The following is a 25,316-nucleotide window of genomic DNA, read 5'->3' as shown; positions in this document are numbered from 1 at the left end:
AGCACGTCGGATCGAGGCGAACGGACGGCATGACTACCGAGGTGCAAGGCTCCGTCGTGATTCCGCTGCGGGGCGGCCGAGCGGTGCGCGAGAGCGGCCGCAGCGCGTCGACCCCCCTGTACACGCCGTGGGCCGGCGACTTCGGCCCCGGCGTCGCTCTCGTCCGCGACTGGCCGGCGCGCGTCGCCGTCATCGTGGGCGAGGCCGTCGCGCCGACCACCGTCGACGTGGTCACCCAGCTCGGCTTTCAGCCCGTCACGACCGCCGTCGAGGACGTCGCGACCACGCTGGCCGCGGCCGGCCCGTTCACGTTCCTCGTGCTCGGCGTCGACGCCCTCGACAGCGACGAGGCCATCGCGAGGATTCGCGATTGGCACGCGACCTCGCCGTCGGCGCGGGTGAAGCTCGTGCACGAGGGGCCCGTCGAGCGACCCGAGGTGCTGGTGCGCGCGATCCGGGCCGGCGTGACCGACGTCGTGGACCTCACCGCCCACGGCGCGCTGCACCTGTCGCTGCGCTCGGGCATGACCCGGGCGGGCGCGATGCGCGAGCGGGTGCTCGCCATCGGCGCGCACCCCGACGACGTCGAGATCGGCTGCGGCGGGACGCTGCTGGACCACCGGCGGCGCGGCGACCGGGTCTCGATCCTCACGCTGAGCCGCGGCGCCGTCGGCGGCGACCAGCGCCAGCGCCTCGACGAGGCCACCGCCACCGCGGACGCCATCGGTGCCCAGCTGCTCTTCGGCGATCTGCCCGACACCGAGATCGACGACGGCATCGACACGATCCGCATGATCGAGCGGGTCGTGCGGACCGTCGACCCGACCGTCGTCTACGTGCACTCGCGCCACGACAACCACCAGGACCACCGCGCCGTCAGCACCGCGACGACCAGCGCGACGCGTGGCGTGCGCCGCGTCTTCGCCTACCAGTCGCCGTCGGCGACGAACGACTTCCTGCCGACGCAGTTCGTCAACGTCGACGCCACGGTGCACCGCAAGGTCGAGGTGCTGGAGCTGTTCGCGTCGCAGGACGGCCGCAGCTACCTCGAACCCGAGCTCGTGACCGCGTCGGCGCGTTACTGGGCGCGCCACCTCGCCGCCAACGCGCGTTACGCCGAACCCTTCGAGGTCATCCGTTCGGTCGGCGAGCTGCGGCACTCGGTCAGCGCCCCCGTCGGCATGGCGGTCGTCCCGGTGGAGGTCCCGTGACCACGCAGTCGTCACCCTCGTCGCTCGGCACGGTGCTCGTCACCGGCGCCGGCGGCGCGGCCGCCGTGACCCTCCTGCGCAGCCTGGCCGGGCACGCCGAGCTGGTCGCCGCCGACATCGACCCGGTCGCGGTCGGGCTCTACCTCACCGACGCGTCGCGGCGCGTCCTGCTCCCGCGCGGCGACTCGCCCGACTTCGTCGACGCCCTGCTCGCGGCGGCCGTCGCGCACCACGCGGACCTGGTCGCGCCCACCGTCGACGCCGAGCTGCTCGAGGTCTCGCTCGCCGCGGACCGCTTCGCCGAGCACGGCATCCGCGTCCTCGTCGAGTCGCCGGACACGCTGCGTACCTGTCTGGACAAGTCCACGCTCATGCAGCGCTGCGCCGGCCGCGTGCGGGTGCCGCAGTCGCTCGTGCTCGACGGCGCGACGACCGACGCCGAGCTCGCCGCCCTCGGTGCGCCCTTCATCGTCAAGCCGCGCAGCGGCGCCGGCGGCCGCGGCTTCCGCGTCGTCGCCGGCCCCGGCGAGCTGACCGACGCCGACCGCGCCGGCGACGTCCTGGCGCAGGAGCTGCTGCCCGGCGACGAGTACTCGATCGACGTGCTGTGCCGCCCCGGCGGGGGTGTCGTGGCCGCCGTCCCGCGCCGCCGCGACAAGGTCGACTCCGGGATCGCGGTCGCCGGGCGCACCGTCGCCGACCCGGCGCTGGAGACCTTCGGCCGCGAGGTCGCCGAGCTCATCGGCGCCCAGGGCGTCGTCAACGTGCAGGTCAAGCTCGACGCGGAGGGATCGGCCGCCCTGCTGGAGGTCAACGCGCGCTTCCCCGGCACCATGGCCCTCACCCAGGCCGCCGGCATCGACATGCCGCTGCTGGCGGTGCGCGCGGCCTTCGGCGAGCCGCTGCCCGAGCGGCTGGACTTCCGCGAGGTCGCGGTCGTCCGGCACTGGGGCGACGTCGTCGTCCCGATCGACGAGTACGGCCTGGTGCCCTCCCATGACGGCCGCTGACCGCGGACGGAGCGCCGTCGACCTCGGCAGCGACCTCCATACGCACTCCACGCTCACCGACGGCACCGCCGACCCCGACGCCATGGCCGACGCGGCGGCCGCGGCCGGCCTGCACACCTGGGGGCTGTCCGACCACGTGCGTGCCGACAGCGACTGGGTGGGCGACTACGCGGTGCGCGTGCGCGCCCTGCGTCGCCCCGGCCTCACGATCCGCTGCGGTGTCGAGGCCAAGATCCTCGACGCCGCGGGCCGGCTCGATCTGCCGAGCCGGCTGCCCCGGCTGGACTACGTCCTGGTCGCCGACCACCAGTACCCCGGTGCGGACGGGCCGGTGGGACCACGTGACATGCGCGAGCGCCTCGCGGCCGGCCGGCTCGATGCCGCGGCCGTCGTCGCCGGCCTGGTCGAGGCCACCTGCCGCGCGGTCGCGCTCGCGCCGTACCCGGCGATCGTCGTGCACCCGTTCAGCCTGCTGCCCAAGATGGGGCTCGACGAGGACGACGTCACCGACGAGCACCGCACGCGCCTCGCCGAGGCCTGCCTGCGAGCCGACGCCGCGATCGAGGTCAACGAGAAGTGGCGCACGCCGACCCGGCACACGGTCGCGTTCCTGCTGGCCGCGGGCGTCCGCGTGGTCGCCGGCAGCGACGCCCACGCGACCACCGCCGTCGGCGCCTGGGACCACGCCCTCGCCGTACTCGGGACGCTCCCGCCCGCTGCGGTGACCGCGACCGAGGTCGGGGCGTCGCGATGAGCGAGTGGCTGACCGGGGCGGGCCTCTGGGTCCTCGTCGGCTTCGTGATGCTCGGCGCCGTCCCCAACGCGGTCACCGTCGTGCAGGTCGTGCTGGCCGCGGCGCACCGGGTCCGGGACCATTACGCACCGGACGAGGTCGACGTCGACCGCCTGCCGCGCGTCGCGGTCCTCGTCCCGGCCTGGAACGAGGCCGCCGTGCTGCGCTTCAGCGTCGACCGGATGATGGCGCTGGACTACCCGCCCGACGCGCTGCGGCTGGTGGTCGTGGACGACGCGTCCACCGACGAGACGCCCGAGCTGATGGCGGCGAAGAGCGCGCAGTACCCCGGGCGGGTGCTCCACCTGCGCCGGGCCCGCGGCGGCGAGGGCAAGGCGCACACGCTGAACCACGGCCTGCGCGAGATCCTCGCCGACGACTGGGCCGAGGCGGTCCTGATCACCGACGCCGACGTCGTGTTCGAGCCGACGTCCGTCCGGCGGATGACCCGTCACCTCGCCGACGAGAACGTCGGTGCCGTCACCGCGTTCATCAAGGAGGCCAGCGAGCCGCCGAACTGGATGAACCGCTACATCGGCTACGAGTACGCGGCGGCGCAGGCGGTCGGCCGGCGCGCGCAGAACGTCGCCGGTGCGCAGGGCTGCCTCGCCGGCGGCGCGCAGCTGCACACCCGGGCGAACCTCGAACAGCTCGGCGGCACGATCGACACCACGACGCTGGCCGAGGACACCGTGACTACCTTCCTCACCCAGCTCGCGGGCCGCCGCGTGGTGTTCGACGGCAACGCGCACTGCCTGGCCGAGGAGCCCGCGGGCGTCGTCGGGCTGTGGAAGCAGCGGTTGCGCTGGTCGCGCGGCAACGTGCAGGTCGCGCGCCGCTTCCGCGGCGTGTTCTTCCGCCCGTCGCGCACGCACCGGCTCGGCCGGCCGTGGTTCGGGCTCATGTGGTGGTCGACCCTGCTGCTGCCCGCCTTTATGGTCGCGTCGTCGGCCGCGCTGGTGACGCTCTGGTTCGCCGACGACGGTCGCGGCCACGACGCGTTCCGGTTGCTGTGGATCGTCAACAGCCTCGGCTTCGTCCTCACCACCGTCTTCACGCTGCTGGTCGACCGACAGGTGGCGGCGCGCACCTGGCGGCAGGCGTTCGCGTTCCCGGGCCTCGTCAGTCTCGTCGTGATCCTGTGGGTGCTCGCGCCGCGGCCGATGCACGAGCTGGTGCGCTCGGTGTGCGAGCACCTCGGCCTCGGCTGGGACGCGCACGTCCGCGCCGGCCTCGCCCTCGCCGCGTACGGGTGGGGTGCGGCGTGCATGCTCGCCGCCTATCTGGTCTACCGGCTCGACTCGGTCCGCGATCTCGGGTGGTTCGGCGGCGTGCTGCTCTTCCTCGTCGGCTACGGCCCGCTGCTGTGCGCGATCACGTTCGCCGCCTACGTGGCCGAGGCCCGCGGCGCCACCGCGACGTGGGACAAGACGGTCAAGACCGGGAAGGTCAAGGTGGCGGCATGAGCAGGAGGGCCAGGACCGAACTGGCGGCCGACCGTCGCACCGAGCGGCGGATGCTGTGGAAGGGCCTGCTGGCGCTGCTCGTCGTCGTCGTCCTGGTCGTGCTGCGACAGCACTACCTGCTCTGACGGCGCGGGCCGTTCGGCCCCGTCGCATCGTGGCCGGCGCGGTTACGCTTGCGCGCAGCCGTCGGGCCGTAGCCTCGGCCGCGGCCAGACACGGACTCGTTCGAGGAAGGGACGCCGCGGTGCGGTCAGCGCGTAGTGACAGGCGGGTCGCTGTGGGGGCCGGGCTCGCCGGCGCCGCAGGAGTGGCATGGGCGGCGGTCGCCGGCTCGATGCGCGCCGCGTTCGACGCGCGAGCGCGGCTGGACTCCTCGCAGTTCGAGGCGGGGGCCTACCTCGATCTCACCGCCCCGGTCGTCGCGCCGCCCGCGACCGGCGGTCACCTGCGCGCCGTCGGCTGAGCCCACCGTTCGCGGGACCGTTCGCGGGACCCACGAGGTCAATCGCAACGCACGCTCGCCCAGACCGTCTTGCCCACCTCGTCCTCGCCCAGCGGCTCGACCCCCCAGGAGCTCGCGAGCCGGTCCACGAGCGTGAGGCCACGTCCCGACGTCGCAGTGAGGTCGGGCGGGCTCGCCGCGAGCGACGGGATCCCCGGGCCGTGGTCGAGCACCGCGATGTCGATAGCGAACGGTTCGGCCCGCAACCGGAACACGATGTCGGGCCGACCGTGGCGCACCGCGTTGGCCACCAGCTCGCTGACGATCAGCTCGACGTCGCCGAGGACCTCGTCGGCCATGCCCTGCCACCGTTCCTTGACGAAACGGCGGGCGACGCGCACCGACCCGGTCTCGGCCGGCAGCGCGACCTCCACGGTCGCGTCGTCGAGCTCGGTGACCTCGGGCGTCAGGTCGGGCGCGCCGTGGGTCCGGCCGGCCGGTGGTGTCGTCACCCCATGCTTATGCCCCCGGTGCGGGGGCCGCGTACCGCTGACCCTCGCCGGTTTTGGCGGCTGAGCGCAGCATGCTGCGCTCAGCCGCCAAAACCGTGCCGGGCGCGGAGCCGGCGCAGCATCCGGGCGTCGGTGAAGCCGACCGACCGTGCGCTCGCCTCGAGGGTCCAGCCCTGCTCGGCGAGCTGCCGGGCGCGCTCGAGGCGCAGCTGCTGCTGGTAGTGCGCCGGCGTCATCCCGACGGCGGCCGTGAACTGCCGGGTGAGCGTGCGTTCGCTGACCCCGCCGATCTCGGCCAGCCGTCGTAGCGGGAGGGCGCGGGTGAACTGCGTGTCCAGGACGTCCTGCACGCGGTGGACGGTGTCGACGACGTGGTCGCGGTGCCGCAGCATCACGCTCGCCTGCGGGGCGGCCCCGTTGCGCCGGACCGGCACGACGAGCGAGCGCGCCACCCGGCCCGCGACCGCCGGGCCGTGGTCCGCGCCGATCAGGTGCAGCGCGAGGTCGATGCCGCTGGCGATGCCCGCGGACGTCGCCACCCGACCGTCGGCCACGTAGAGGACGTCGCGCACCACGTGGACGGCGGGGAAGCGGCGCGCCAGCTCGTCCTGGATCTCGTGGTGGGTCGTGGCGCGCCGGCCGTCGAGCAGTCCGGTCTCGGCGACGGCGAACGCGCCGGAGCACACGCTGGCGACGCGGCCGCCCGCGGCGTGGTGGGCGCGCAGCGCCGTGGCCGTCCCCGCGTCCAGCCAGCGCCGCGGCGGGCGTTCGCCCGTGCGGCGGCCCGGGACCACGACGACGTCGCGGTCGGTCAGGTCCGGCCAGTCGACGTCCAGCGAGAGCGGCAGGCCCTGGTGGCTGACGACCTCGGCCGAGGTGCTGACGTAACGCAGCCGGTACGCACCGCCGTGGTCGTTGGCGGTGGCGAACGCCTGCGCCGGCCCGGCGAGGTCGAGCAGGTGCACCCGCGGCGGGACGGCGAACAGCACGGTGCGCATCATCCGGTCACTGTGCCAGTACGTCGGCCATCGTCACCACCTCGGCGAACCGGCCTTGCAACGCGCTCGCGGTGCGGGCGAGCACGGCGTCGGTCGGCAGGGGGTCGGCGCCGTCCCACGACGGCAAAGGCATCGTGGCCGTGGCGTCGAGGACGAAGGTGACCCGGTAGCCGAGATCGCTGGCGAGGCGGGCCGTCGTCTCGCAGCACTGCTCGGTGCGAATGCCGGTCACGACGACGTGGTCGACCTGCTCGGCGGTGAGGTGCTGCGCGAGGTTCGTCGTGGTGAAGGCGTTGTGACTCGTCTTGGCCAGCAACGGTTCGGTGCCCGCGGGACGCAGCGGCTCGAGCAGCCGGACGTGCCCCTGCTCCGGATCGAACACCGAGCCGGAACCGGGAGCGGTGTGCAGATCCACACCACCTTGTCGCCGCGCTCCCGCGCGTGGGTCACGAGGCGGTCGACGCGGTCGGCGATGTCGGGCGCGGAGACGTCGGCCCAGTTGTCGGGGCGGGCACGGAACGATTCCTGGACGTCGATGACGAGCAGTGCGGTGGTCATGTCGTCGATCCTCCGGCGAACCGGCCGCCCGGACCAGGCCCGTTCGGGTCAGCCACCGGAACGATCCGGTCATCACTGACGGACGTCGGTCAGCGTGGCACGCCGGGGAGCACGAGGCGTGCGAGGTCGTCGCGCAGGCCGAAGCGGCGCCACTCGCGCGGGTACCCGATCGAGACCTCCTCGAAGCGCACGCCGTCGTAGTGCGTGGTGCGCGGTATGTGCAGGTGGCCGTAGACCGCCACCTGCGCACCGAACCGGGTGTGCCAGTCGGCGGTCAGCTCGGTGCCGCACCACTGCGGGAAGACCTGGTAGGTCATCGTCCGGGTGGGCTCGCGCAGCAGCGGCCAGTGGTTGACGAGCACGAGCGGCAGCTCGCCGGCCACCGCGGCCAGCCGCGGCTCGGTCGCGGCGACCCGCGCCCGGCACCAGGCCTCGCGGGTGGGGTACGGGTCGGGGTAGAGGTGGCGCTCGTCGGTGCAGACGATGCCCGCCGCGTAGGCCGCCGCGAGCGACTCCTCCTGCGTCGACGTCCCCGGCGCCCGGAACGTGTAGTCGTAGAGCAGGAACAGCGGTGCGATGCGGACCTCGCCCGCGGCGCCCTCCCACGTGGGGTAGGGGTCCTCGGGGGTCGTGATGCCGAGGTCGCGGCAGTGGGCGACGAGGTGGTCGTAGCGGGCCACCCCGCGCAGCGGGCTCGTCTCGCGCGGCATCGTCCACAGCTCATGGTTGCCGGGGACCCAGATCACGTGGGCGAACCGCGCAGCGAGCGTGCGCAGCGCCCACTCGATGTCGTCGAGCCGCTCGCCGACGTCGCCGGCGACGATCAGCCAGTCGCCGTCGTTGGCCGTGCGGATCCGCTCCAGGATCTCGCGGTTGGAGCGGTAGGCGACGTGCAGGTCGCTGATGGCGAGCAGGTCGCCGGCGGACGGACGGCGCGGCACGTCGCCACGTTACCGGCGGGCGGGCGGTTCGCCCCGGGCCCGCAGACCGTCGAAGGCGAGCGCGGCGACGGCGTCGGCCAGCGACGCCCCGGTGGTGCGGGACCCGGGCCGATACCACTCGACGAGCGAGTTGACGAGGCCGAAGAGCAGGTGCGCCGTGACGGTGGGGCTGAGGGCGGGGGAAATGTCGCCGTCCCGCTCGGCCTGTCGCACGAGGCCCGCGACGAAGCGGTCGAACGAGCGGCGCCGCTCCAGCGCGGCGCGCTCGACCTCGGTGTTGCCGCGCACCCGCAGCAGCAGCGTCACGTGGGGGAGCTCGCGCTGCAGCACCTCGACGCTGCCGCGCACCAGGAGCTCCAGCCGGTCGACCGCCGGCGCATCGGTCGCCCGCACCCGGTCGGCCACGCCGAAAAGGCCGTCGAGTGCCCGGTCGAGGGAGAGGCGCAGCAGCTCCTCCTTGCCCGCGACGTGGTGGTAGATCGCCGACTTGGCGATGCCCAGCCGCTGGGAGAGGTCCTCCATGCTGGTGCCGTCGTACCCGCGCTCGTTGAACACCGCGACGGCGACGGCGAGCAGCGAGTCGACGTCGTAACCGGGCCGGCCGCGGCGACGCGCGCCGGTGGCCGTCACGACCCGGTGCCGGGTGCGGTGACGACCCGGTGGCTTCGGCCGCGGAACTCGGCCACGACGTCGCCGCCCCCGAAGCCGCGCCGGACCGTGACGTCGTAGACACCGGAGCGGCCGAACGTGGTGCGCTCGACGGCCTCGGCGACGAGTACGTCGCCGACCCGCGCCGGGGCGACGAAGACGATCTCGGCGCCGGCCGCCACGGTCGGTGCGGCCGTGCTGTTGCAGGCACAGGCGAACGCCGTGTCGGCGACCGCGAAGACCAGCGCGCCGTGGGCGATGGCGTAGCCGTTGGCCATGTCGGGCCGGACGGTCATGGTGGTCGTGGCGCGCCCGGGGGAGCAGGCGACGAGATCGATCCCCAGCGCCCGCGAGGCCGCGTCCCCGGCCATCATCGCCGCCACGGCGACGGGCACCGCGTCCGGCACCGATGCCTGGTCAGGGCCCATGGCGGTAGCGTAACTTACCGAATGATCGGTCTGTAAATAGGACGGGCAGCAGCGAACCGACGAAGGGGATGGGTGCGCCATGGCCGTGCTCCGCAGTTACGTCGAGGGCCGGTGGACGGCCCCGCCGTCCGGCGAGCCCGTGCACGACGCGGTGACGGGGGAGGAGGTCGCGCAGGTCTCGTCCGAGGGCATCGACCTCGGCGCCGCCCTGGCCTACGGCCGTTCCGTCGGTGGCCCGGCGCTGCGCGAGCTGACCTTCCACCAACGTGCGGCGCTGCTCAAGTCGGTCGGCCAGCTGCTGCGCGAGCACCGGGACGAGCTGTACCAGCTCTCCTTCCGCACCGGCGCGACGCTCGCGGACTCGAAGTTCGACATCGACGGCGGCATCGGCGTCCTGCTCGGATACGCGAGCAAGGGCCGCCGGGAACTGCCCGACGACCGGGTGTACGTCGAGGGCCCCGCGGAGCCGCTGGGTCGGGCGGGGCAGTTCCTCGGCCGACACGTGCTCACCCCGCTGCACGGGGTGGCCGTCCAGATCAACGCGTTCAACTTCCCGGTGTGGGGCCCGCTCGAGAAGCTCGCGCCGGCGCTGCTCGCCGGCGTCCCCACGCTCGTCAAGCCGGCGTCGCAGACGGGCTACCTCACCGCCCGCGTCGTCGAGCTGGTCGTCGAGGCCGGGCTGCTGCCGCCGGGCGCCCTCCAGCTGCTGAACGGGGATGCCCGCGACCTGCTCGACCACCTGCAGGAGCAGGACCTGCTCGGCTTCACCGGCTCGGCCAGCACCGCGCAGCGGCTGCGGTCGCACCCGACGGTGGTCGCCCGCTCGGTGCGCTTCAACGCCGAGGCCGACTCGCTCAACATGTCGGTGCTCGGCCCCGACGCCGCACCCGGCACGACCGCCTTCGACCTCTACGTCCGGCAGCTCGTGGTCGAGATGACGACCAAGGCCGGGCAGAAGTGCACGGCGATCCGTCGCGCGTTCGTCCCGGCCGACCGGCTCGAGGCCGTCGCCGAGGCGGTCTCGGAGCGCCTCGCGAAGATCGTCGTGGGCAACCCGGCCGACGAGTCGGTGCGCATGGGCGCGCTCGCCAGCAGGGAGCAGCGCGAGGAGGTGCGCCGGTCACTCAAGGCGTTGGAGTCGGCGGGGCGCATCGTCTTCGGCGACCCCGAGCGGGTGGCGGTGACCGGCGCCGACGCCGAGCGCGGGGCGTTCCTCTCACCGATCCTGCTGCGGGCCGACGACCCCCGCCGCGCCGAGGTGCACGAGGTCGAGGCGTTCGGACCGGTCAGCACGCTCGTCGGCTACCGCGACGCCGCCGACGTGGTCGCGCTGGCGGCCCTGGGCAAGGGCAGCCTCGCCGGATCGGTGGTGACCGACGACCCCGACTTCGCCCGTGACGTCGTGCTCGGCAGCGCCGCCTGGCACGGCCGGCTGCTCGTGCTCGACTCCGATGCCGCGGCCGAGTCCACCGGGCACGGCTCGCCGCTGCCGGCACTCGTGCACGGTGGTCCGGGGCGTGCCGGCGGCGGCGAGGAGCTCGGCGGCATCCGCGGCGTGCTGCACCACATGCAGCGCACCGCGGTCCAGGGCAGCCCGCGCATGCTCACGTCGGTCACCGGGCAGTGGACCAGGGGTGCCGCACGCGACGAGTCGGGCGGTCACCCGTTCCGCAAGTCGCTGGCGCAGCTGCGGGTCGGCGACTCGGTGGTCGCGGGGCCGCGGGTCGTCACCCTCGACGACATCGAGCGCTTCGCCGAGTTCACCGGCGACACGTTCTACGCCCACATGGACGAGCAGGCCGCCGCAGCCAACCCCTTCTTCGACGGCCGGGTCGCACACGGCTATCTCGTGGTGTCCTTCGCCGCGGGACTGTTCGTGCAGCCCGACCCGGGGCCGGTGCTGGCCAACTACGGCATCGACGAGCTGCGCTTCGTCGCGCCGGTCTACCCCGGTGACGAGCTGACCGTGACGCTGACCTGCAAGGCGATCAACCCGCGGCCGGGTGACTACGGCGAGGTGCGGTGGGACACCGTCGTCACCAAGCAGGACGGCTCGGTCGCGGCGCAGTACGACGTCCTGACGATGGTGGCGAAGGAGTGGCCGTGACCGACACCCTGGAGCAGCATTTCGACGCGACGATCGAGCACGACCGTCGCATCGAGCCGCGGGACTGGATGCCCGACGCGTACCGCAACACGATGATCCGCCAGATCGCGCAGCACGCGCATTCGGAGATCATCGGCATGCAGCCCGAGGGCACCTGGATCACCCGTGCGCCGTCGCTGCGTCGCAAGGCGATCCTGTTGGCCAAGGTGCAGGACGAGGCCGGCCACGGCATGTACCTCTACAGCGCCGCCGAGACCCTGGGTGCCGATCGCACCGACCTCACCGAGCGGCTGATCGCCGGCCGGCAGAAGTACTCGTCGATCTTCAACTACCCGACGCTGACGTACGCCGACGTGGGCGTCATCGGCTGGCTGGTCGACGGAGCCGCGATCTGCAATCAGGTGCCGCTGTGCCGCTCGTCCTACGGGCCCTACGCCCGCGCGATGGTGCGCATCTGCAAGGAGGAGTCGTTCCACCAGCGGCAGGGTTACGAGCTGCTGCTGACGATGGCGGCGGGCACCGACGCGCAGCGCGCGATGGTGCAGGACGCGACGAACCGCTTCTGGTGGCCGTCGCTGATGATGTTCGGTCCACCGGACGACGCGTCACCCAACACCGAGCGCTCGATGGCGTGGGGGATCAAGCGGCACACCAACGACGAGCTGCGGCAGCGCTTCGTCGACATGACCGTGCCGCAGGCCGAGAAGTTGGGCGTGACGCTGCCCGACCCCGACCTGCGTTGGAATCCCGAGCGCGGCCGGTACGACTTCGGCACGATCGACTGGGACGAGCTCACCGCGGTCATCAAGGGCAACGGACCCTGCAACGCCCAGCGCGTCGAGCGCCGCCGGCAGGCCCACGAGGAGGGTGCGTGGGTCCGCGAGGCCGCCGCCGCCCACGCTCGCAAGGCTGCGCTGGGAGCCGATGGCGACCGCGTTCACGGAGGAGGCGCTGGGTCGTGACGGCAGGAGAGGAGTCGCGGGGAGACGGGGTTGTGTACACGGCGGAGGGCGGGCACGGCGCCGTTCCGGTGTCCGACGCCCCGGTCGAGCCGAAGTCGCGCTCGGTGTGGCCGCTGTGGGAGGTCTTCCTGCGGGGCAAGCGGGGCCTGAACCACGTGCACGTCGGCTCACTGCACGCAGCCGACGGCCAGATGGCCCTGCACCACGCGCGTGACCTCTACACCCGGCGCAACGAGGGCGTGAGCATCTGGGTCGTCCGCGCCGAGGACATCACCGCCTCCAGCCCGGACGAGAAGGACCCGTTCTTCGCCCCGGCCGGCGACAAGGTCTACCGACACCCGACGTTCTACGAGATCCCCGACGACGTCCCCCACATGTAGGCGGCCATGACCGACGACAATCCGTACGACCTGCTCGGCGACGACAACGACGACGGGCAGCGCTGGGCCTTCGGCACCGGTTTCACCGACGCGCTGGCGGGCATGGACACGACCGTGCCCCCGGACGTGGAGCCGGCCGCGCTCGCCCGGTACTGCCTCGCGCTCGGCGACGACGCCCTCGTCTACAGCCACCGGCTGCAGCAGTGGATCACCCGCATGCCCGAGCTCGAGGAGGAGACCGCGCTCGCCAACGTCGCGCTCGATCTGCTGGGGCAGGCGCGGATGCTGCTGGCCCGCGCGGGCGGCATCCTCGACCGCAGCGAGGACGACCTCGCGTTCTTCCGGACCGAGGGCGAGTTCCGCAACGTCCGTCTCGTCGAGCGCGCCGACCGGGACTTCGCGGAGCTGATGGCCCGGTTGCTGGTGTTCTCGACCTGGCGGCTGGCGCTGTTCGAGTCGCTCGCGACCGCCGCCGACCCCGTGCTCGCGGCCATCGCCGGCAAGGGGGTCAAGGAGCTGACCTACCACCGTGACTACTCGGCGCAGTGGGTGGTGCGCCTCGGCGACGGCACCGAGCTGTCGCACCGGCGCATGCAGGCCGCCCTGGACGGCGTCTGGCCGCTGCTGCCCGAGCTGTTCGACGACGATCCGGACGCCCTCGCCGGGGTCGAGCCGCGGGCCGTCGACGTCGTTCTCGACACCGTGTTCGCCACGGGCGGGCTCGACCGGCCGGCCACGGCCACGCTCGCCGGCGTCGGCGGCCGGGCGGGCCGCGACGGCGTCCACACCGAGGAGCTCGGTTACGTGCTCGCCGAGCTCCAGTCGGTCGCGCGACAGCACCCGGACGCCACATGGTGAAAGCGACGCTGTGGGACGTCGCTGCGGCGACGCCCGACCCCGAGCTGCCGGCGGTGACCATCGGTGACCTCGGCATATTGCGCGATATCGCGCAAGAAGACGACGGGATCGTCGTGACGATCACGCCCACGTACAGCGGATGCCCGGCCATGCGCGAGATCAGCGCCGACGTCAGCGCCCGGCTCCGGCGTGCGGGTGCGTCCGGGGTCGAGGTGCGCGCGCAGCTCGCGCCACCGTGGAGCAGTGACTGGATCACCGCCGACGGCCGCCGCAAGCTCGCGGCGGCCGGCATCGCCCCGCCGGCGGCCGCGCCGACGCGGCAGGGGCCGGTGCCGCTGACTCTCGCCGCGCCGCCCGCGGTGCCGTGCCCCGCCTGTGGCTCGTTACGCACCCGCCGCACCGCGGACTTCGGCGCGACCGCGTGCAAGTCCCTGCACCGCTGCGGTGACTGCGACGAGCCGTTCGAGGCGGTGAAGCCGCTGTGACCGCCACGAGTGCCGACGCCACGACGGCCGGGGCGGGCCGCACGACCTTCCACGCACTGACCGTGAGCGACGTCCAGCGGCTCACCGACGACGCGGTGGCGATCGCGTTCGCCGTCCCGCCGGAGCTGCGCGACGAGTTCGCGTTCGTGGCCGGGCAGAGCCTCACCGTCCGCCGCGGCGCCGAACGTCGCTCCTACTCGATCTGCGCACCCGTCGGCGCGCCACCGCGGATCGGCGTGCGCGAGGTCGCCGGTGGCTCGGTGTCCGGGTGGCTCGTACGCGACGTCCGCGTGGGCGACGTGGTCGAGGTGCAGCCGCCCGGCGGCACCTTCACCCCCGACCTCGCCGTCGCCGGGCACCACGTGCTCGTCGCGGCGGGCTCGGGCGTCACGCCGATGCTGTCGATCGCAGGCTCCGTCCTCGCCGCCCACGGGACGTCCACGGTCACGATGTTCTACGGCAACCGGCGCAGCGACACCGTGATGTTCGCCGACGAGGTCGCCGACCTCAAGGACGCGCACCCGGCCCGGTTCCGGCTCGTCCACGTGCTGTCCCGCGAGCCGCAGGAGGTCGCGCTGCACAGCGGCCGGCTCGACCGGGCGCGACTGCAGACGCTGCTCCCGGCCACCGTCGACGTCGCCGCCGTCGACCACTGGTGGCTGTGCGGGCCGTTCGGCATGGTCACGGCTGCCGTCGACGTTCTCGGCGAGCTCGACGTCGACCGCAGCAGGATCCACCGCGAGCTGTTCTGGGTCGGCGACGAGCCGCCCGCGCAGGTCCATCACGAGGACGCCCCGACCGGCGACGGCGCGAGCGTCACCGTCGTCCTGGACGGCCGGGCCAGCACGCTCGTCCTGCCGCCGGGGCGCACCGTGCTCGACGGCGCGCAGCAGCTCCGTCCCGACCTCCCCTTCGCCTGCAAGGGCGGCGTCTGCGGTACGTGCCGCGCCCGCGTCACGTCCGGCGCGGCCACGATGCGACGCAACTGGGCGCTGGAGGCGGACGAGGTCGACGCCGGGTACGTGCTCACCTGCCAGACGCTGCCCACCACGCCGGAGGTCACCGTTGACTACGACGCCTGACCCGGGCATCGATCCCGTCGAGACCGCGTCGCTCGACGAGCTGCGTGCCCTGCAGCTCGACCGGCTGCGCTGGTCGCTGCGCCACGCCTACGACAACGTCCCGCACTACCGACGGGCGTTCGCCGCCGCGGGGGTGCACCCCGACGACGTCCGCGAGCTCGCCGACCTCGCCCGCTTCCCCTTCACCACGAAGGCCGACCTGCGCGACAACTACCCCTTCGGCATGTTCGCGGTCCCGCGGGGACAGGTCGCCCGCGTGCACGCGTCGTCGGGCACCACCGGCCGGCCCACCGTCGTGGGGTACACGCGGGCCGACCTCGACACCTGGGCCACGGTGATGGCCCGCAGCATCCACGCCGCCGGCGGTCGGCCGGGGCACGTGCTGCACAACGCGTACGGCTACGGCCTGTTCACCGGCGGCCTCGGCGCGCACTACGGCGCCGAGCGGCTCGGCTGCACCGTCGTCCCGGTGTCCGGCGGGATGACCGAGCGGCAGGTCACGCTGATCCGCGACTTCCGTCCCGACGTGATCATGGTGACGCCGTCCTACATGCTCGCGATCGTCGACGAGCTGGAGCGGCAGGGGCTCGACCCGGCCAGGTGCTCGCTGCGCTACGGCATCTTCGGCGCCGAGCCGTGGACGAACGAGATGCGTGCGGAGATGGAGGCGCGCGTCGGTATCGACGCCACCGACATCTACGGGCTGTCCGAGGTCATGGGACCCGGCGTGGCGCAGGAGTGCGTCGAGACCAAGGACGGCCTGCACGTGTGGGAGGACCACTTCTACCCGGAGATCGTCGACCCGCTCACCGGGGAGGTGCTGCCCGACGGCGCCGAGGGCGAGCTCGTGTTCACGTCGCTGACCAAGCAGGCCATGCCCGTGGTCCGCTACCGCACCCGCGACCTCACCCGGTTGCTGCCCGGCACCGCGCGCACGATGCGGCGCATGGAGAAGATCACGGGACGCAGCGACGACATGATCATCCTGCGCGGCGTCAACCTCTTCCCGACGCAGATCGAGGAGCTCGTGCTGCGCACACCGGCCCTCTCGCCGCACTTCCAGCTGCGCCTGGCGCGGCCCAACCGGCTCGACGAGTTAAGCGTGCACGTGGAGCGCCGTGGCGACGCGAGCCCCGCGGACGCCGAGGCGGCGGCCGCGCGGCTCGTCGCGGCCATCAAGAACACGATCGGCGTCAGCACCACCGTCCGCGTGCTCGAACCGGACTCCGTCGAACGCTCGATGGGCAAGATGCGGCGGATCGTCGACGAACGCCCGCGCTGATACGGCAGGCTACGGCGTCATGGGAGTGGCCGCCGTCGTCCTGATCGCCGTCCTGGTCGTCGCGCTGGCCGCGCAGTCGGCCGCGCTCGCGCTCGTGCTGCGGTCCCGCAGCCGGCTGCGGACGGAGCTCGCCACGCTGCAGGAGTCGCTGCATCCGGCGCCGCGCACCGGTGCCCTGGAGGCCACCGGGCGCGTGGTGCGCGACGTGGTCCGGCGGGCCGGCGTGCTGCGCGAGCACGGGATGTCCGAGCTGCTGTCGTCCTCGCTGGACGACCTGCTGCGGTGGGCGGCGGCCGACCGCGAGCGCATCGTCCGGGTCGCCGACGACGACGGCGTCGTCACGCTGTTCTTCTCCGACATCACCGACTCCACCGCGTTGAACGAGCGCGTCGGCGACGACGAGTGGACGCGCGTCCTCGCCGCCCACGACCGGCTCGTCCGCCGCGGCATCGAGGAGCGGGACGGTCTCGTGGTCAAGACGGTCGGCGACGGCTTCATGGCCGTCTTCCCGACGGCGCAGGCCGCGGTGCGCGCCGCGGTGGCCATCCAGGAGGGTCTCGGCCGGCCGCGGGGACGGCGCCTGCGCCGCGTCCCGGTGTCGGTGCGCATCGGCGTGCACACGGGGACGGCCGTCAGCCGCGACGGTGACTACCTGGGCCACAACGTCGCGGTGTGCGCGCGCATCGCCGCCCATGCCACCGGCGGCCAGATCCTCACGAGTGCGGCCACCCGGGACGCGGCGGCGGGCCTGCGCGACGTGACGTTCCGCAGCGAGGGGGAGGTCGCGTTCAAGGGTGTGAGCGAACCGGTCGCGGTGTACACCGTGTCGGCTGGTTAGCCGGGTGCGGGCGCGGCAGGATGGGACACCCCGCCGCCGCCTCGCGAAAGCTGCCCACATGGCCCTGCGCACCCCTGGTGACCTGTTGAACCTGCCGGCACGCCTCGCGACGGCGGGGACCGACGTCACCCTGGCGCTCTCGGCCCTGCTCTCCCCGGAAGGGCTCATCGGCCGGCTCGAGGCGATGGCCAAGGATCCGGAGAGCCCGCTCGGCCGGCTCGCCGAGCTGGCCCGGGCGGCGTCTACGCACCGGCCGCTCGGCCGCGCCATCGCGCCCGGCGGCATGCTGGACCGCATCCTGGCCGACGACGGGCCCATGGCGCGGCTGCTCGGGGACGGTGGGCCGCTGGAGCGGCTGCTCGCGCCGGGTGGCCCGGTCGACCTGCTCACCGCACCGAACGGCCCGCTGGAGCGGCTGCTCGCACCCGGCGGCGCGCTCGATCGCGTCACCGCACCCGGGGGGCTGCTGGAGCGGCTGCTTGCCGACGGGGGCGTCGCCGAGCGGACGCTGCAGGAGGACGGCTTCGTCGACAAGCTCGTGGCCCACGGCGGCACGCTCGACCAGCTCGTCGAGCTCGGGGTCAAGCTGGAGCGGCTGCAACCCACGTTCGAGGCGCTGATCGAGGCCATGCCGCGGCTGCGGGCTTCGATCGACGAGCTGGGCGAGGCGGTGGTGCCGCTGTCCGACCTCGCGAACCGGCTGCCCGGCGGTCGGCGGCGTGGCGGCGGCGACAGCTGAGCGCCGCTTAACGCGAGCAACGGCCCGGATCGTCGGGGGAACGATGCCGAGCCGCTGGTCGCAGAGCGTGAGCGGGGGATGCGGGACGCCCATCGGGGGTAGAGACGCCGCCGCGCTCGCCCCCCGGCATACCTCGCTGCGCCACCGTCCACACCGCGACACGCCAGGACGTCATGCGAAGTCCGGGTTACCGAGCGGTAGTCACGGGAGCGCCCGTTTCGCGCCGCGGACACCGGCACCGTAACGCCGGGTCGGGGGACGGGTCAGCCGCGGATCGCCTCGTACCCGCTGAGGACCGCCAGCACGACCATCACCACGGCCGCCACCCGCGTGATCCAGACGATCGGCACGAAGCGCAGCAGCGTCCGGCCGCCGAGCAGCGCGAGCAGCCCGACCGCCCAGAGGCCCAGCACCGCGCCGATCCCCACCGACAGCGGGTCGTGGTACTTCGCGGCCAGGTTGGCGGTGAGGATCTGGGTCAGGTCGCCCCACTCGGCGACGAAGATGACGCCGAAGCCGAGCGAGGCGATCCGCCAGAACCCGGCATCGTCGCCGACCGCCTGCGACTCCGCCTCGTCCTCCTCGTCCTGCTCGCGCCCCTCGCGCCAGATGAGGACGGCGCCCACTGCGAAGAGCACCGCGACGACGCCCTCGACGACGCGGTGGGGTGCGAGCGTGAGCAGGGAGCCGGCGGCCACCGCGACGACGACGTGCACCAGGAAGGCGGCGGCGATCCCGGCGAACACCCATCGCCAGGGGAACCGAGCGCCGAGCACCAGCCCGGCGACGGCGGTCTTGTCCGGTAGCTCGGCGACGAACACCAAGGCGAAGACACTGAGGATGACGGGGATGTCGAGCAAGGGGCTTCCTCTTCGGCTCGAGCCGCCGACCGACCAACCGCCTACGGACGGACGCGTCGGAACCGGCAGCCTGGGGCTGACAGGTCCGAACGTCTCGTCCGGTCGGTGCGAGCCGACCCCGGACACCGGGCCGCGGGCGGCCAGTATGTCGACATCCGGTCGAGGGACTACTCCCGTTCGCCGCCGACGCTAGCGGGACGGGTTCTCGACCGTCCGAGCGAGGATGCCGAGTGTGGCGCGCAACGCACCCTCGGGGATGACCGGGAAGTCGATCTTGCCGCGATAGCGGTCCTCGATCCGGCTCCAGTCGTAGTAGGACGTGACGCGCGTGCCGCCCTCGACCGGCTCCAGACGGTAGCCGTAACGGTGCTGGATCGGCGGCTGGACGGTGCCCGAGATCATCCACTCGATGGTGTGGTCCTGCTCGAAGCCCGTGATGATCACGGTGACGTCGTACCGACCCATGGGCAGGTCGTTCAGCGCCTCGCGGTCCATGTGGACGACGAACTCGTCGTCGACGCCGGTGACGCGCTCGCCGTCGGCCGACTGCAGCATGCCGGAGCTGTCGATCCGCACGTGCCCGGCGGGATCGGTCAACACCGCGAAGATCTCGGCGGGGGAGGCGGCGATCACGCGGGACACCTCGAAACGTTCAGCCATGCCGACCACCCTGTCATGCCGGAGGACGACGACGCCGCCGGCCGTCCGAGGACGACCGGCGGCGCCGGGTGCTGGCGAGTGATGCGCAGTGCGGCGATCAGAGCAGCTTGTTCGCCTTGAGGAAGATCCGGGCGATGTCGGCCGGCTTCTTCTGGTTGATCTGGACTTCCTTGTTCAGCGCGATGATCACGTCGGTCGTGAGCAGCTTGCTCACGGCGTTGAGGGTCTGCTCGAACTCGGGGCCCTGCTGCTTGAGCACGGACTGCTTCACCACGGGCGCCACCTGCTGGTAGCCGAAGATGCCCTTGGTGTCGGTGAGGACGGTGTACTTGCCCGAGGCGAGGGCGGCGTCGGTCGTGAAGATGGCGATGCTGTTGACGTTGCCGCGGTCCAGGGCGCTGTACTGGTTGCCCGTCGGGAGCGCACTGAAGGTGAAGTTGTTCAGCTTGTACGCCTGCTTGAGGCCGAGGACACCCTGGTACCGGTTGCGGTTCTCCTTCGGCCCGGCGTAGGTGAACGACTTGAGCTTCGACAGGTCGTCGATGGTCTTGAGCCCGTTCTTCTGGGCGAAGCTCTTGGTGACCGCGACGCCGTCGGCGTCCTGGAACGGCGTCGGGTTGAGCAGCGTGTAGCCGCGGCTCTCCTCGAACTGCTTGGCACCCTGGTAGGTGACCGTGGCCGACTTGGGGTGGTCGCCCTTGTCGGCGAGCGCCTTGTTGCTGAAGATGACGCCGGTGTACTCGGGGTACATCTGGATCTGACCGCTGGTCAGCGCCTTGTCGATGATCTCCGAAGAACCGATGTTCTCCTTGAGGTTGATCGTGTAGCCACGGGCACGCAGGGCCTGGGCGTAGAGCTCGCCGAGCAGGAACTGCTCGGCGAAGTCCTTGTCACCCATGATCACGGCGGGCTTGCCCTTGCCGGGCGTGCCGGTCGGCAGCTCGGCCGAGCCGGTGCCGGTGGCGCCGGCCGGCGACGGCGCGGCCGACGACGAGGGAGCGGACGAGCCGGTGGAGCCGCCGCTCTCGGAGGAGCCGCTGCCGCTGTCCGAGCCGCAGGCGGCCAGGCCGAGTGCCAGGACCGAGGCGGTGACGACCGCGCCGAACGGGCCGAAGATCTTCTTGCGTCTCATCGGGTGAAGCTCCCTTGTGCTGGGTGGGTGTTGTCGAGGTCTGGATCGTCCGCGGACTCGGAGGCGGCGTCGGTGTTGTCGGCGCCGGCGGTGATCGCGGCGGACGTCCGCGACCCGCCACGGGTGAGGGAGAGCGAGCGACGGCGCAGCCCGGCCGGGGTGACGAGGTACTCGACACCGAGGAATGCGATCTGGACGAGCACGGCCATGGCGATGAGCACGTAGGACGCCCCGATGACCCCGGACAGCTTGTACGACGCGGGGTCGCCGATCACGTTGCCGAGCCCGCCGCTGCCGAAGAAGCCCTTCAGCGTGGCCGTGGCGATGACGAACACCGACGAGGTGCGGATGCCGGCGAAGATGAGCGGCAGTGCCAGCGGCAGCTCGACCTTGAACAGCACCTGCATGCCGCGCAGGCCGATGCCCCGCGCCGCGTCGACGGTGTCCGGGTCGACCCCGTCGATGGCGACGTAGCTGTTGGTCAGGATCGGCGGTGCCGCGAGGACGACGAGCGCGATGATGATCGTGGTGTCCCCGATGCCGGTGTAGGGCAACAGGATCGCCAACACCGCCAGGCTGGGTAGGGCGCGGGCCAGGTTGGACGTGTTGATGGCCAGGAACGAGAAGCGGTGGATGTGCCCGAGGAGCGCACCGACCGGCAGGCCGATGACGATGGCGATCGCGATGGACTTGGCCGACAGCACGAGGTGCTGGACGGTGACGTCGTAGAGGACCGAGCTCCACTGGTCCTTGACGAAGGTGAAACCGTCGATGAAGTCGTTGCTCATCAGGTCCTCCTCGCAGACGCCCACGGGGTGATCAGGCGTTGCAGGCCCGCGAGCAGCGCGTCCGCGATCAGCGCCAACAGGATGCAGAGCACCCCGCCGGCGTACAGCGCCGTCCGGAAGTTGTTGTTCTGCAGCCCCTGCGCGTAGATCACGTAACCCAGGCCGTCAGGGACGATGAGCCCGGCGACGGTCACCAGCGAGATGACCGTGACGGCCGCGACCCGGAGTCCGGCGATGATGGTGGGCACCGCCAGCGGCAGCTCGACGCGCAGCAGCGACTGGTTGCGGGTCATGCCGTTGCCGCGGGCGGCGTCCTTGATCTCGTCGGAGACCCCGGTGAGCCCGGCCAGGGTGTTGGTGAACAGGATCAGCAGCGTGTACGAGACCAGGGCGATCTCGACGGTGGTGGTCTTGATGCCCGTGATCGGCACCAGGATGTAGAACGCGGCCAGCGACGGGATCGTGTAGAGCAGGCTGGTCAGGAAGGTCAGCGGCGCGGTCAGCCAGCGGGCCCGGTAGGCCAGCAGGGCCAGCACGAACGAGATGACGAAGCCGAGGACGACCGCGATCACCGTCAGCTGGATGTGCTCGTAGAGGTGGCTGCCGATGCCGTCGTCGCCCGACCACCGGTCCTTGAACCAGTCCCAGCAGAACGGGCCGTTGTCGGTGACGCACTTGTCGGTCTTGCCGAAGCCCGGGATGACCGGTGCCGCGGCGGTGAGCACCACCGAGCTCACCGGGCCGACTCGGGCGCGCCCGACGCCTTGTCCAGCGACGGCGGCGTGGTGGCGCGTTCGGCCTCGGACTCCTGCGAGGCGCCCTGCCGCAGGGCTCGGTTGATCTGCTCGATGCCGACGGTGCCGATGACCGAACCGTCGCTGCCGGTGACCGCCAGCGAGTCGGCCGATTCGGTGATGAGCACCGACAGCGCGTCGCGCAGGGTCGAGGTGACCGGCACCGTGACGCGTTCCGCGGCCGAGCTCGTGGCCGAGCGGTCGAGCTCGATGTGCTCGAGGGTGCTGAGGGCCAGCCGCTTCAGGCCACGGTCCTGACCGACGAACTTGGCCACGAAGTCGTTGACCGGGTTGGCGAGGATCGCGTCCGGGGTGTCGTACTGGACGAGCTCGCCGCCCTCGCGCAGGATCGCGATGCGGTCGCCCATCTTGATGGCCTCGTCGATGTCGTGGGTGACGAAGACGATGGTCTTGCGGATCTCGCGCTGCAGCCGCAGGAACTGGTTCTGCAGGTTCTCGCGGTTGATGGGGTCGATGGCGCCGAAGGGCTCGTCCATCAGCATCAGCGGCGGGTCGGCGGCGAGGGCGCGCGCGACGCCCACGCGCTGCCGCTGGCCGCCGGAGAGCTGGCTGGGGTAGCGCTTGCCCATCTCGGCCGGCAGGCCGATCAGCTCGAGCAGCTCGGCGCTGCGGTCGGCGATGCGCTTCTTGTCCCACCCCAGCAGGCGGGGCACGGTGCCGATGTTGTTCGTGATGTTGAGGTGCGGGAACAGCCCGACGTGCTGGATGACGTACCCGATCTCGCGACGCAGCTCCGCCGGCTGGCGGTTCTTCACGCCCTTGCCGTCGATGAGGATGTCGCCGCTGGTGATGTCGATCATCCGGTTGACCATGCGCATCGCCGTGGTCTTGCCGCAGCCCGAAGGGCCGACGAGCACGCAGACCTCGCCGGCGGGGACCGTGAAGGAGAGGTCCTGGATGGCGGGTGCCTCGGTGCCGGCGTAGCGCTTGCTGACGTTGCGGAACTCGAGGGGCGCGGCGCTCGCCGCGTCCTTCACCGGCATGTCACCGGGCCTGCCGCGTCTGCTTTCAGCTGTGCTTCGTTCATGGTGTAGTCCACCTTTCCCCCGCAGGAGTTCGCCAACTATAGACAGACGGTTCCGCGCGCGGAGGTGCCTGGGCCTCGCCCGCGCGCTTTCCGTGACTGCACCGTTACCGAACGACGGGGACGGGGTTCGCAAGATCGAGATCGCGGTCCGTTGGACCGTTGCGCATTACGCACCCAGTTGTATAACGCAGTCCGGCGGCACAGTCACGGCGACCGTCTGTCGTGACCGGCGGCCGTTCAGTCGAGATGCCCCATTCGGGCGGAGATGTCGGCTGCGGCGCGGGCGAGGACCGGTGTGATCGCGCGCACGCGGTCCGCGTCGAGCCGGTACGCCGGACCCGACACGCTGACCGCGGCGACCACGGTTCCGGCGTGCCCCTGCACCGGTGCGGCGACAGCGTTGAGGCCGAGCTCGTACTCCTCGAAGGACGTCGCGATGCCCGCCGTCAGGGCCTGGCTCAGCTGCTCGCCGAGCAGCCGGCGCGACGTCACGGTGTGCGGGGTGTGGCGTGCGAGCCCGGCCGCGTCGAGCAGTTGCTTACGGGCGGCGGGTGACTGGTGGGCGAGCAGGATCTTGCCGCTCGACGTCGCGTGCAGCGGGGTCAGCCGTCCGACCCAGTTCTGCGCCGCGATCGCTGCCGGCCCCCTGGCGTCGGCGACGTTGACGACGAAATGACCGCGGAGCACCGCGAGGTTGACCGTCTCGCCGACCGTCGTCGCGAAGTCCTGCAGGACGGCGTCGGCCTGCCGGGCGAGGTCGAGGCGGCCGACGGCTCGCCCGGCGAGGCGGAGCAGTCCGAAGCCGAGCCGATAGCGACCGCGTTCCCCGTCGGCCTCGACCAGGTCGCGTTCTTCCAGCGCGCTGAGCAGTCGCGACGCGGTCGACTTGTGCACGCCCAGCTCCAGGGCGACCTCGCCGACGCCCGCCCCGTCGTTGCGCGCGACGATCTCCAGCACCGTGATCGCCCGGTCGACGGACTGCACGCCGCCACCCGGCTCCGCCGTGGCCGCCTCGACGCGGTCGTTGACCATGTCGACACGGTAGGGGTCGGCGCAAGACCCGGTCGGCGGCGCGCCGTCACCGGATCCATGCCACTCGCCGCGGGAGAGTCTCGCTGGCTCGTTTGCGCGTTGTCGCGCTTATGCGCCCGGGCGAGGAGATCGATCAGCGACCGGCGGGCGGCCGGGGGAGCTCGTCGTCGAGATTGCCCCACCAGCCGATGTCGGCGACGTCGTAGCGCAGGACGGTCGTGACGTAGCCCAGCGGCTCGCCGACGTCGAAGTCCGCGACGTTCCAGCCGAAACGCACGGGGTCGACGTCGGGATCCATGTCGTAACCCCAGGTCGTCATGTCGCCGATGCGCCAGTCGGACGGCTCGACGGCGTCGCGGCGCCGTCGACGCAGGCCGACGACGCGACCCTCGTCGTGCGGCGGCCGGTAGACGATGCACAGCGCGTCGTCGTGGTCGGGCCAGGCGTCGACCACCCACACCCGGGACGCCTCGGTGACGGTGCTGACGAGCAGGTGGTCGAGACAGGCGTGCAACGCGCGCGACGACCAGTCCGTCGCGCCCGACGTCCGCTCGACGAGATCGAGATGCCGCTGCGAGCGGATCCGGGGGAGCGTCGCCGGGTCGGACGAGACGTCGGGCAGCAGCGTCGGCATCAGCTGCAGCGTGGTGCGCGTGAGCACCGGCCACCGTGGCCGGACCCGACGCGCGCGCTCCTCGTCCACGACGCGAAGCCTACCGAGGCCCGCGCATCGTGGGCGTCAGCTCGCGGGCTGCTCGAGCTGCTGGGCGAGGTAGAGCTGCTCGCCGACCTGGTCGAGCAGGCGCAGCTGCGTCTCGAGGTAGTCGATGTGGTGCTCCTCGTCGGCGAGGATCGCCTCGAACAGCTTGGCGCTGGTGACGTCGGAGACCGAGCGCATGTAGTCGATGCCGCGCCGGAGCCGGTCGATCGCCTCGGCCTCGACCGCCATGTCGGCCTCGAACATCTGCCGGACGTTCTGGCCGATGCGCAACGGGAAGAGCCGCTGGTAGTTGGGCAGCCCGTCGAGCAGCAGGATGCGGTCGGTCAGCACCTCGGCGTGACGCATCTCGTCCATCGACTCGGCCCGGGTGTACTTCGCGAGCTTCACCCAGCCGAAGTTGTCCTGCATCTTCGCGTGCAGGAAGTACTGGTTGATCGCCGTGAGCTCGGCGCTCAGCTGTTCGTTGAGGAACTCGAGGACCCGTTCGTCGCCACGCATGGCGCCGATACTAGGTCCGCGCCGTCATCGGGACGACACCCGG

Annotated in this window: 29 protein-coding genes and 1 pseudogene; 15 read left to right on the top strand and 15 right to left on the bottom strand. The window is 72.3% G+C overall.

Translation table 11 applies throughout. The features are described 5' to 3' along the window. Positions 1-56: 56 nt before the first annotated feature. The 6 genes from BUE29_RS22710 (at position 57) to BUE29_RS21730 (ending at position 4,943) form a co-directional block, all read left to right on the top strand. Positions 57-1,211, top strand: a complete 1,155-nt coding sequence (locus BUE29_RS22710; protein WP_200799981.1) for a PIG-L deacetylase family protein — start codon at positions 57-59, stop codon at positions 1,209-1,211. Then, a complete protein-coding gene (locus BUE29_RS01240; protein WP_073384943.1) occupies positions 1,208-2,221 on the top strand; it encodes an ATP-grasp domain-containing protein in 1,014 nt (337 codons plus the stop codon). The genes BUE29_RS22710 and BUE29_RS01240 overlap by 4 nt, the downstream gene beginning before the upstream one ends. Then, entirely contained in the window at positions 2,208-2,975 is a 768-nt protein-coding gene (locus tag BUE29_RS01235; protein WP_073384942.1) for a PHP domain-containing protein, read from the top strand. The genes BUE29_RS01240 and BUE29_RS01235 overlap by 14 nt, the downstream gene beginning before the upstream one ends. After that, positions 2,972-4,480, top strand: coding sequence for a glycosyltransferase family 2 protein (locus BUE29_RS01230; protein WP_073384940.1), 1,509 nt, complete (start codon positions 2,972-2,974; stop codon positions 4,478-4,480). The genes BUE29_RS01235 and BUE29_RS01230 overlap by 4 nt, the downstream gene beginning before the upstream one ends. Next, complete coding sequence (locus tag BUE29_RS23325; protein WP_268766563.1) at positions 4,477-4,605, top strand: hypothetical protein; 129 nt, start codon at positions 4,477-4,479, stop codon at positions 4,603-4,605. Before BUE29_RS01230 ends, BUE29_RS23325 begins: the two co-directional genes overlap by 4 nt. A 152-nt stretch (positions 4,606-4,757) precedes the next feature. Continuing rightward, on the top strand, positions 4,758-4,943 hold the full coding sequence (locus BUE29_RS21730) for a hypothetical protein (RefSeq protein ID WP_143167916.1): 186 nt from the start codon (positions 4,758-4,760) through the stop codon (positions 4,941-4,943). A gap of 38 nt (positions 4,944-4,981) precedes the next feature. Here the strand turns inward: BUE29_RS21730 and BUE29_RS01225 are convergent, their stop codons facing one another. The 6 genes and pseudogenes from BUE29_RS01225 to paaI form a co-directional block, all read right to left on the bottom strand. After that, on the bottom strand, positions 4,982-5,434 hold the full coding sequence (locus tag BUE29_RS01225) for an ATP-binding protein (protein WP_073384938.1): 453 nt from the start codon (positions 5,432-5,434) through the stop codon (positions 4,982-4,984). Between the two features lie 80 nt (positions 5,435-5,514). Beyond that, positions 5,515-6,432 (bottom strand): GlxA family transcriptional regulator, encoded by a 918-nt coding sequence (locus BUE29_RS01220; protein ID WP_073386720.1) that lies wholly within the window; start codon positions 6,430-6,432, stop codon positions 5,515-5,517. A gap of 7 nt (positions 6,433-6,439) precedes the next feature. Continuing rightward, positions 6,440-6,990 (bottom strand): annotated as a pseudogene (locus tag BUE29_RS01215) (cysteine hydrolase family protein). Positions 6,991-7,079: 89 nt separating this feature from the next. After that, positions 7,080-7,931 carry a metallophosphoesterase family protein gene (locus tag BUE29_RS01210; RefSeq protein ID WP_073384936.1) on the bottom strand — a complete coding sequence of 284 codons (852 nt, stop codon included), beginning with the start codon at positions 7,929-7,931 and terminating at the stop codon, positions 7,080-7,082. Positions 7,932-7,940: 9 nt separating this feature from the next. Next, on the bottom strand, positions 7,941-8,561 hold the full coding sequence (locus BUE29_RS01205; RefSeq protein WP_073384934.1) for a TetR/AcrR family transcriptional regulator: 621 nt from the start codon (positions 8,559-8,561) through the stop codon (positions 7,941-7,943). Continuing rightward, positions 8,558-9,007 (bottom strand): hydroxyphenylacetyl-CoA thioesterase PaaI, encoded by a 450-nt coding sequence (gene paaI, locus BUE29_RS01200; protein ID WP_200799978.1) that lies wholly within the window; start codon positions 9,005-9,007, stop codon positions 8,558-8,560. The genes BUE29_RS01205 and paaI overlap by 4 nt, the downstream gene beginning before the upstream one ends. Positions 9,008-9,086: 79 nt before the next feature. Between paaI and paaZ the strand changes: the two genes are divergently transcribed. From paaZ to BUE29_RS01155, 9 genes are all read left to right on the top strand, one after another. Continuing rightward, a complete protein-coding gene (paaZ, locus tag BUE29_RS01195; protein ID WP_073384932.1) occupies positions 9,087-11,114 on the top strand; it encodes a phenylacetic acid degradation bifunctional protein PaaZ in 2,028 nt (675 codons plus the stop codon). Continuing rightward, positions 11,105-12,076 (top strand): 1,2-phenylacetyl-CoA epoxidase subunit PaaA, encoded by a 972-nt coding sequence (gene paaA / locus BUE29_RS01190; RefSeq protein WP_073384930.1) that lies wholly within the window; start codon positions 11,105-11,107, stop codon positions 12,074-12,076. Before paaZ ends, paaA begins: the two co-directional genes overlap by 10 nt. Positions 12,077-12,144: 68 nt before the next feature. After that, a complete protein-coding gene (paaB, locus tag BUE29_RS01185) occupies positions 12,145-12,456 on the top strand; it encodes a 1,2-phenylacetyl-CoA epoxidase subunit PaaB (protein WP_073386715.1) in 312 nt (103 codons plus the stop codon). A gap of 6 nt (positions 12,457-12,462) precedes the next feature. Beyond that, on the top strand, positions 12,463-13,314 hold the full coding sequence (gene paaC, locus BUE29_RS01180; RefSeq protein ID WP_073384928.1) for a 1,2-phenylacetyl-CoA epoxidase subunit PaaC: 852 nt from the start codon (positions 12,463-12,465) through the stop codon (positions 13,312-13,314). After that, positions 13,308-13,799 carry a 1,2-phenylacetyl-CoA epoxidase subunit PaaD gene (gene paaD, locus BUE29_RS01175; protein ID WP_073384926.1) on the top strand — a complete coding sequence of 164 codons (492 nt, stop codon included), beginning with the start codon at positions 13,308-13,310 and terminating at the stop codon, positions 13,797-13,799. The genes paaC and paaD overlap by 7 nt, the downstream gene beginning before the upstream one ends. After that, complete coding sequence (gene paaE / locus BUE29_RS01170) at positions 13,796-14,881, top strand: 1,2-phenylacetyl-CoA epoxidase subunit PaaE (protein ID WP_073384924.1); 1,086 nt, start codon at positions 13,796-13,798, stop codon at positions 14,879-14,881. Before paaD ends, paaE begins: the two co-directional genes overlap by 4 nt. Then, positions 14,865-16,163 carry a phenylacetate--CoA ligase PaaK gene (gene paaK / locus BUE29_RS01165; RefSeq protein WP_073384922.1) on the top strand — a complete coding sequence of 433 codons (1,299 nt, stop codon included), beginning with the start codon at positions 14,865-14,867 and terminating at the stop codon, positions 16,161-16,163. The genes paaE and paaK overlap by 17 nt, the downstream gene beginning before the upstream one ends. Before the next feature lie 19 nt (positions 16,164-16,182). Continuing rightward, a complete protein-coding gene (locus BUE29_RS01160; RefSeq protein WP_073384921.1) occupies positions 16,183-17,001 on the top strand; it encodes an adenylate/guanylate cyclase domain-containing protein in 819 nt (272 codons plus the stop codon). 58 nt (positions 17,002-17,059) lie between these two features. Then, positions 17,060-17,740, top strand: a complete 681-nt coding sequence (locus tag BUE29_RS01155; protein ID WP_073384919.1) for a hypothetical protein — start codon at positions 17,060-17,062, stop codon at positions 17,738-17,740. Positions 17,741-18,003: 263 nt separating this feature from the next. Here BUE29_RS01155 and BUE29_RS01150 read toward each other — a convergent pair whose 3' ends face one another. The 9 genes from BUE29_RS01150 to bfr form a co-directional block, all read right to left on the bottom strand. Continuing rightward, positions 18,004-18,600 (bottom strand): TMEM165/GDT1 family protein, encoded by a 597-nt coding sequence (locus BUE29_RS01150; protein ID WP_073384917.1) that lies wholly within the window; start codon positions 18,598-18,600, stop codon positions 18,004-18,006. Positions 18,601-18,789: 189 nt separating this feature from the next. Then, complete coding sequence (locus BUE29_RS01145; RefSeq protein WP_073386712.1) at positions 18,790-19,260, bottom strand: SRPBCC family protein; 471 nt, start codon at positions 19,258-19,260, stop codon at positions 18,790-18,792. Positions 19,261-19,357: 97 nt separating this feature from the next. Then, positions 19,358-20,392 carry an ABC transporter substrate-binding protein gene (locus tag BUE29_RS01140; RefSeq protein WP_073384915.1) on the bottom strand — a complete coding sequence of 345 codons (1,035 nt, stop codon included), beginning with the start codon at positions 20,390-20,392 and terminating at the stop codon, positions 19,358-19,360. Further along, the gene (locus tag BUE29_RS01135; protein ID WP_084180714.1) at positions 20,389-21,180 is read right to left on the bottom strand and encodes an ABC transporter permease; all 792 of its coding nucleotides are present in this window, start codon (positions 21,178-21,180) and stop codon (positions 20,389-20,391) included. The genes BUE29_RS01140 and BUE29_RS01135 overlap by 4 nt, the downstream gene beginning before the upstream one ends. Further along, positions 21,180-21,917 carry an ABC transporter permease gene (locus BUE29_RS01130; protein WP_073384912.1) on the bottom strand — a complete coding sequence of 246 codons (738 nt, stop codon included), beginning with the start codon at positions 21,915-21,917 and terminating at the stop codon, positions 21,180-21,182. Before BUE29_RS01130 ends, BUE29_RS01135 begins: the two co-directional genes overlap by 1 nt. Then, positions 21,914-22,978, bottom strand: a complete 1,065-nt coding sequence (locus BUE29_RS01125) for an ABC transporter ATP-binding protein (protein WP_073384911.1) — start codon at positions 22,976-22,978, stop codon at positions 21,914-21,916. The genes BUE29_RS01130 and BUE29_RS01125 overlap by 4 nt, the downstream gene beginning before the upstream one ends. A 281-nt stretch (positions 22,979-23,259) precedes the next feature. Then, complete coding sequence (locus BUE29_RS01120; RefSeq protein WP_073384909.1) at positions 23,260-24,054, bottom strand: IclR family transcriptional regulator; 795 nt, start codon at positions 24,052-24,054, stop codon at positions 23,260-23,262. A gap of 133 nt (positions 24,055-24,187) precedes the next feature. Next, entirely contained in the window at positions 24,188-24,757 is a 570-nt protein-coding gene (locus BUE29_RS01115; RefSeq protein WP_073384907.1) for a hypothetical protein, read from the bottom strand. Positions 24,758-24,793: 36 nt separating this feature from the next. Then, positions 24,794-25,273 (bottom strand): bacterioferritin, encoded by a 480-nt coding sequence (bfr, locus tag BUE29_RS01110; protein ID WP_073384906.1) that lies wholly within the window; start codon positions 25,271-25,273, stop codon positions 24,794-24,796. Positions 25,274-25,316: the final 43 nt, after the last annotated feature.

The sequence above is a fragment of the Jatrophihabitans endophyticus genome (genome assembly GCF_900129455.1).
In the GTDB taxonomy this organism is placed as follows: domain Bacteria; phylum Actinomycetota; class Actinomycetes; order Mycobacteriales; family Jatrophihabitantaceae; genus Jatrophihabitans; species Jatrophihabitans endophyticus.
Note: the sequence above shows the minus strand (reverse complement) of the source record. Positions and strands in the feature narration are given on the sequence as shown.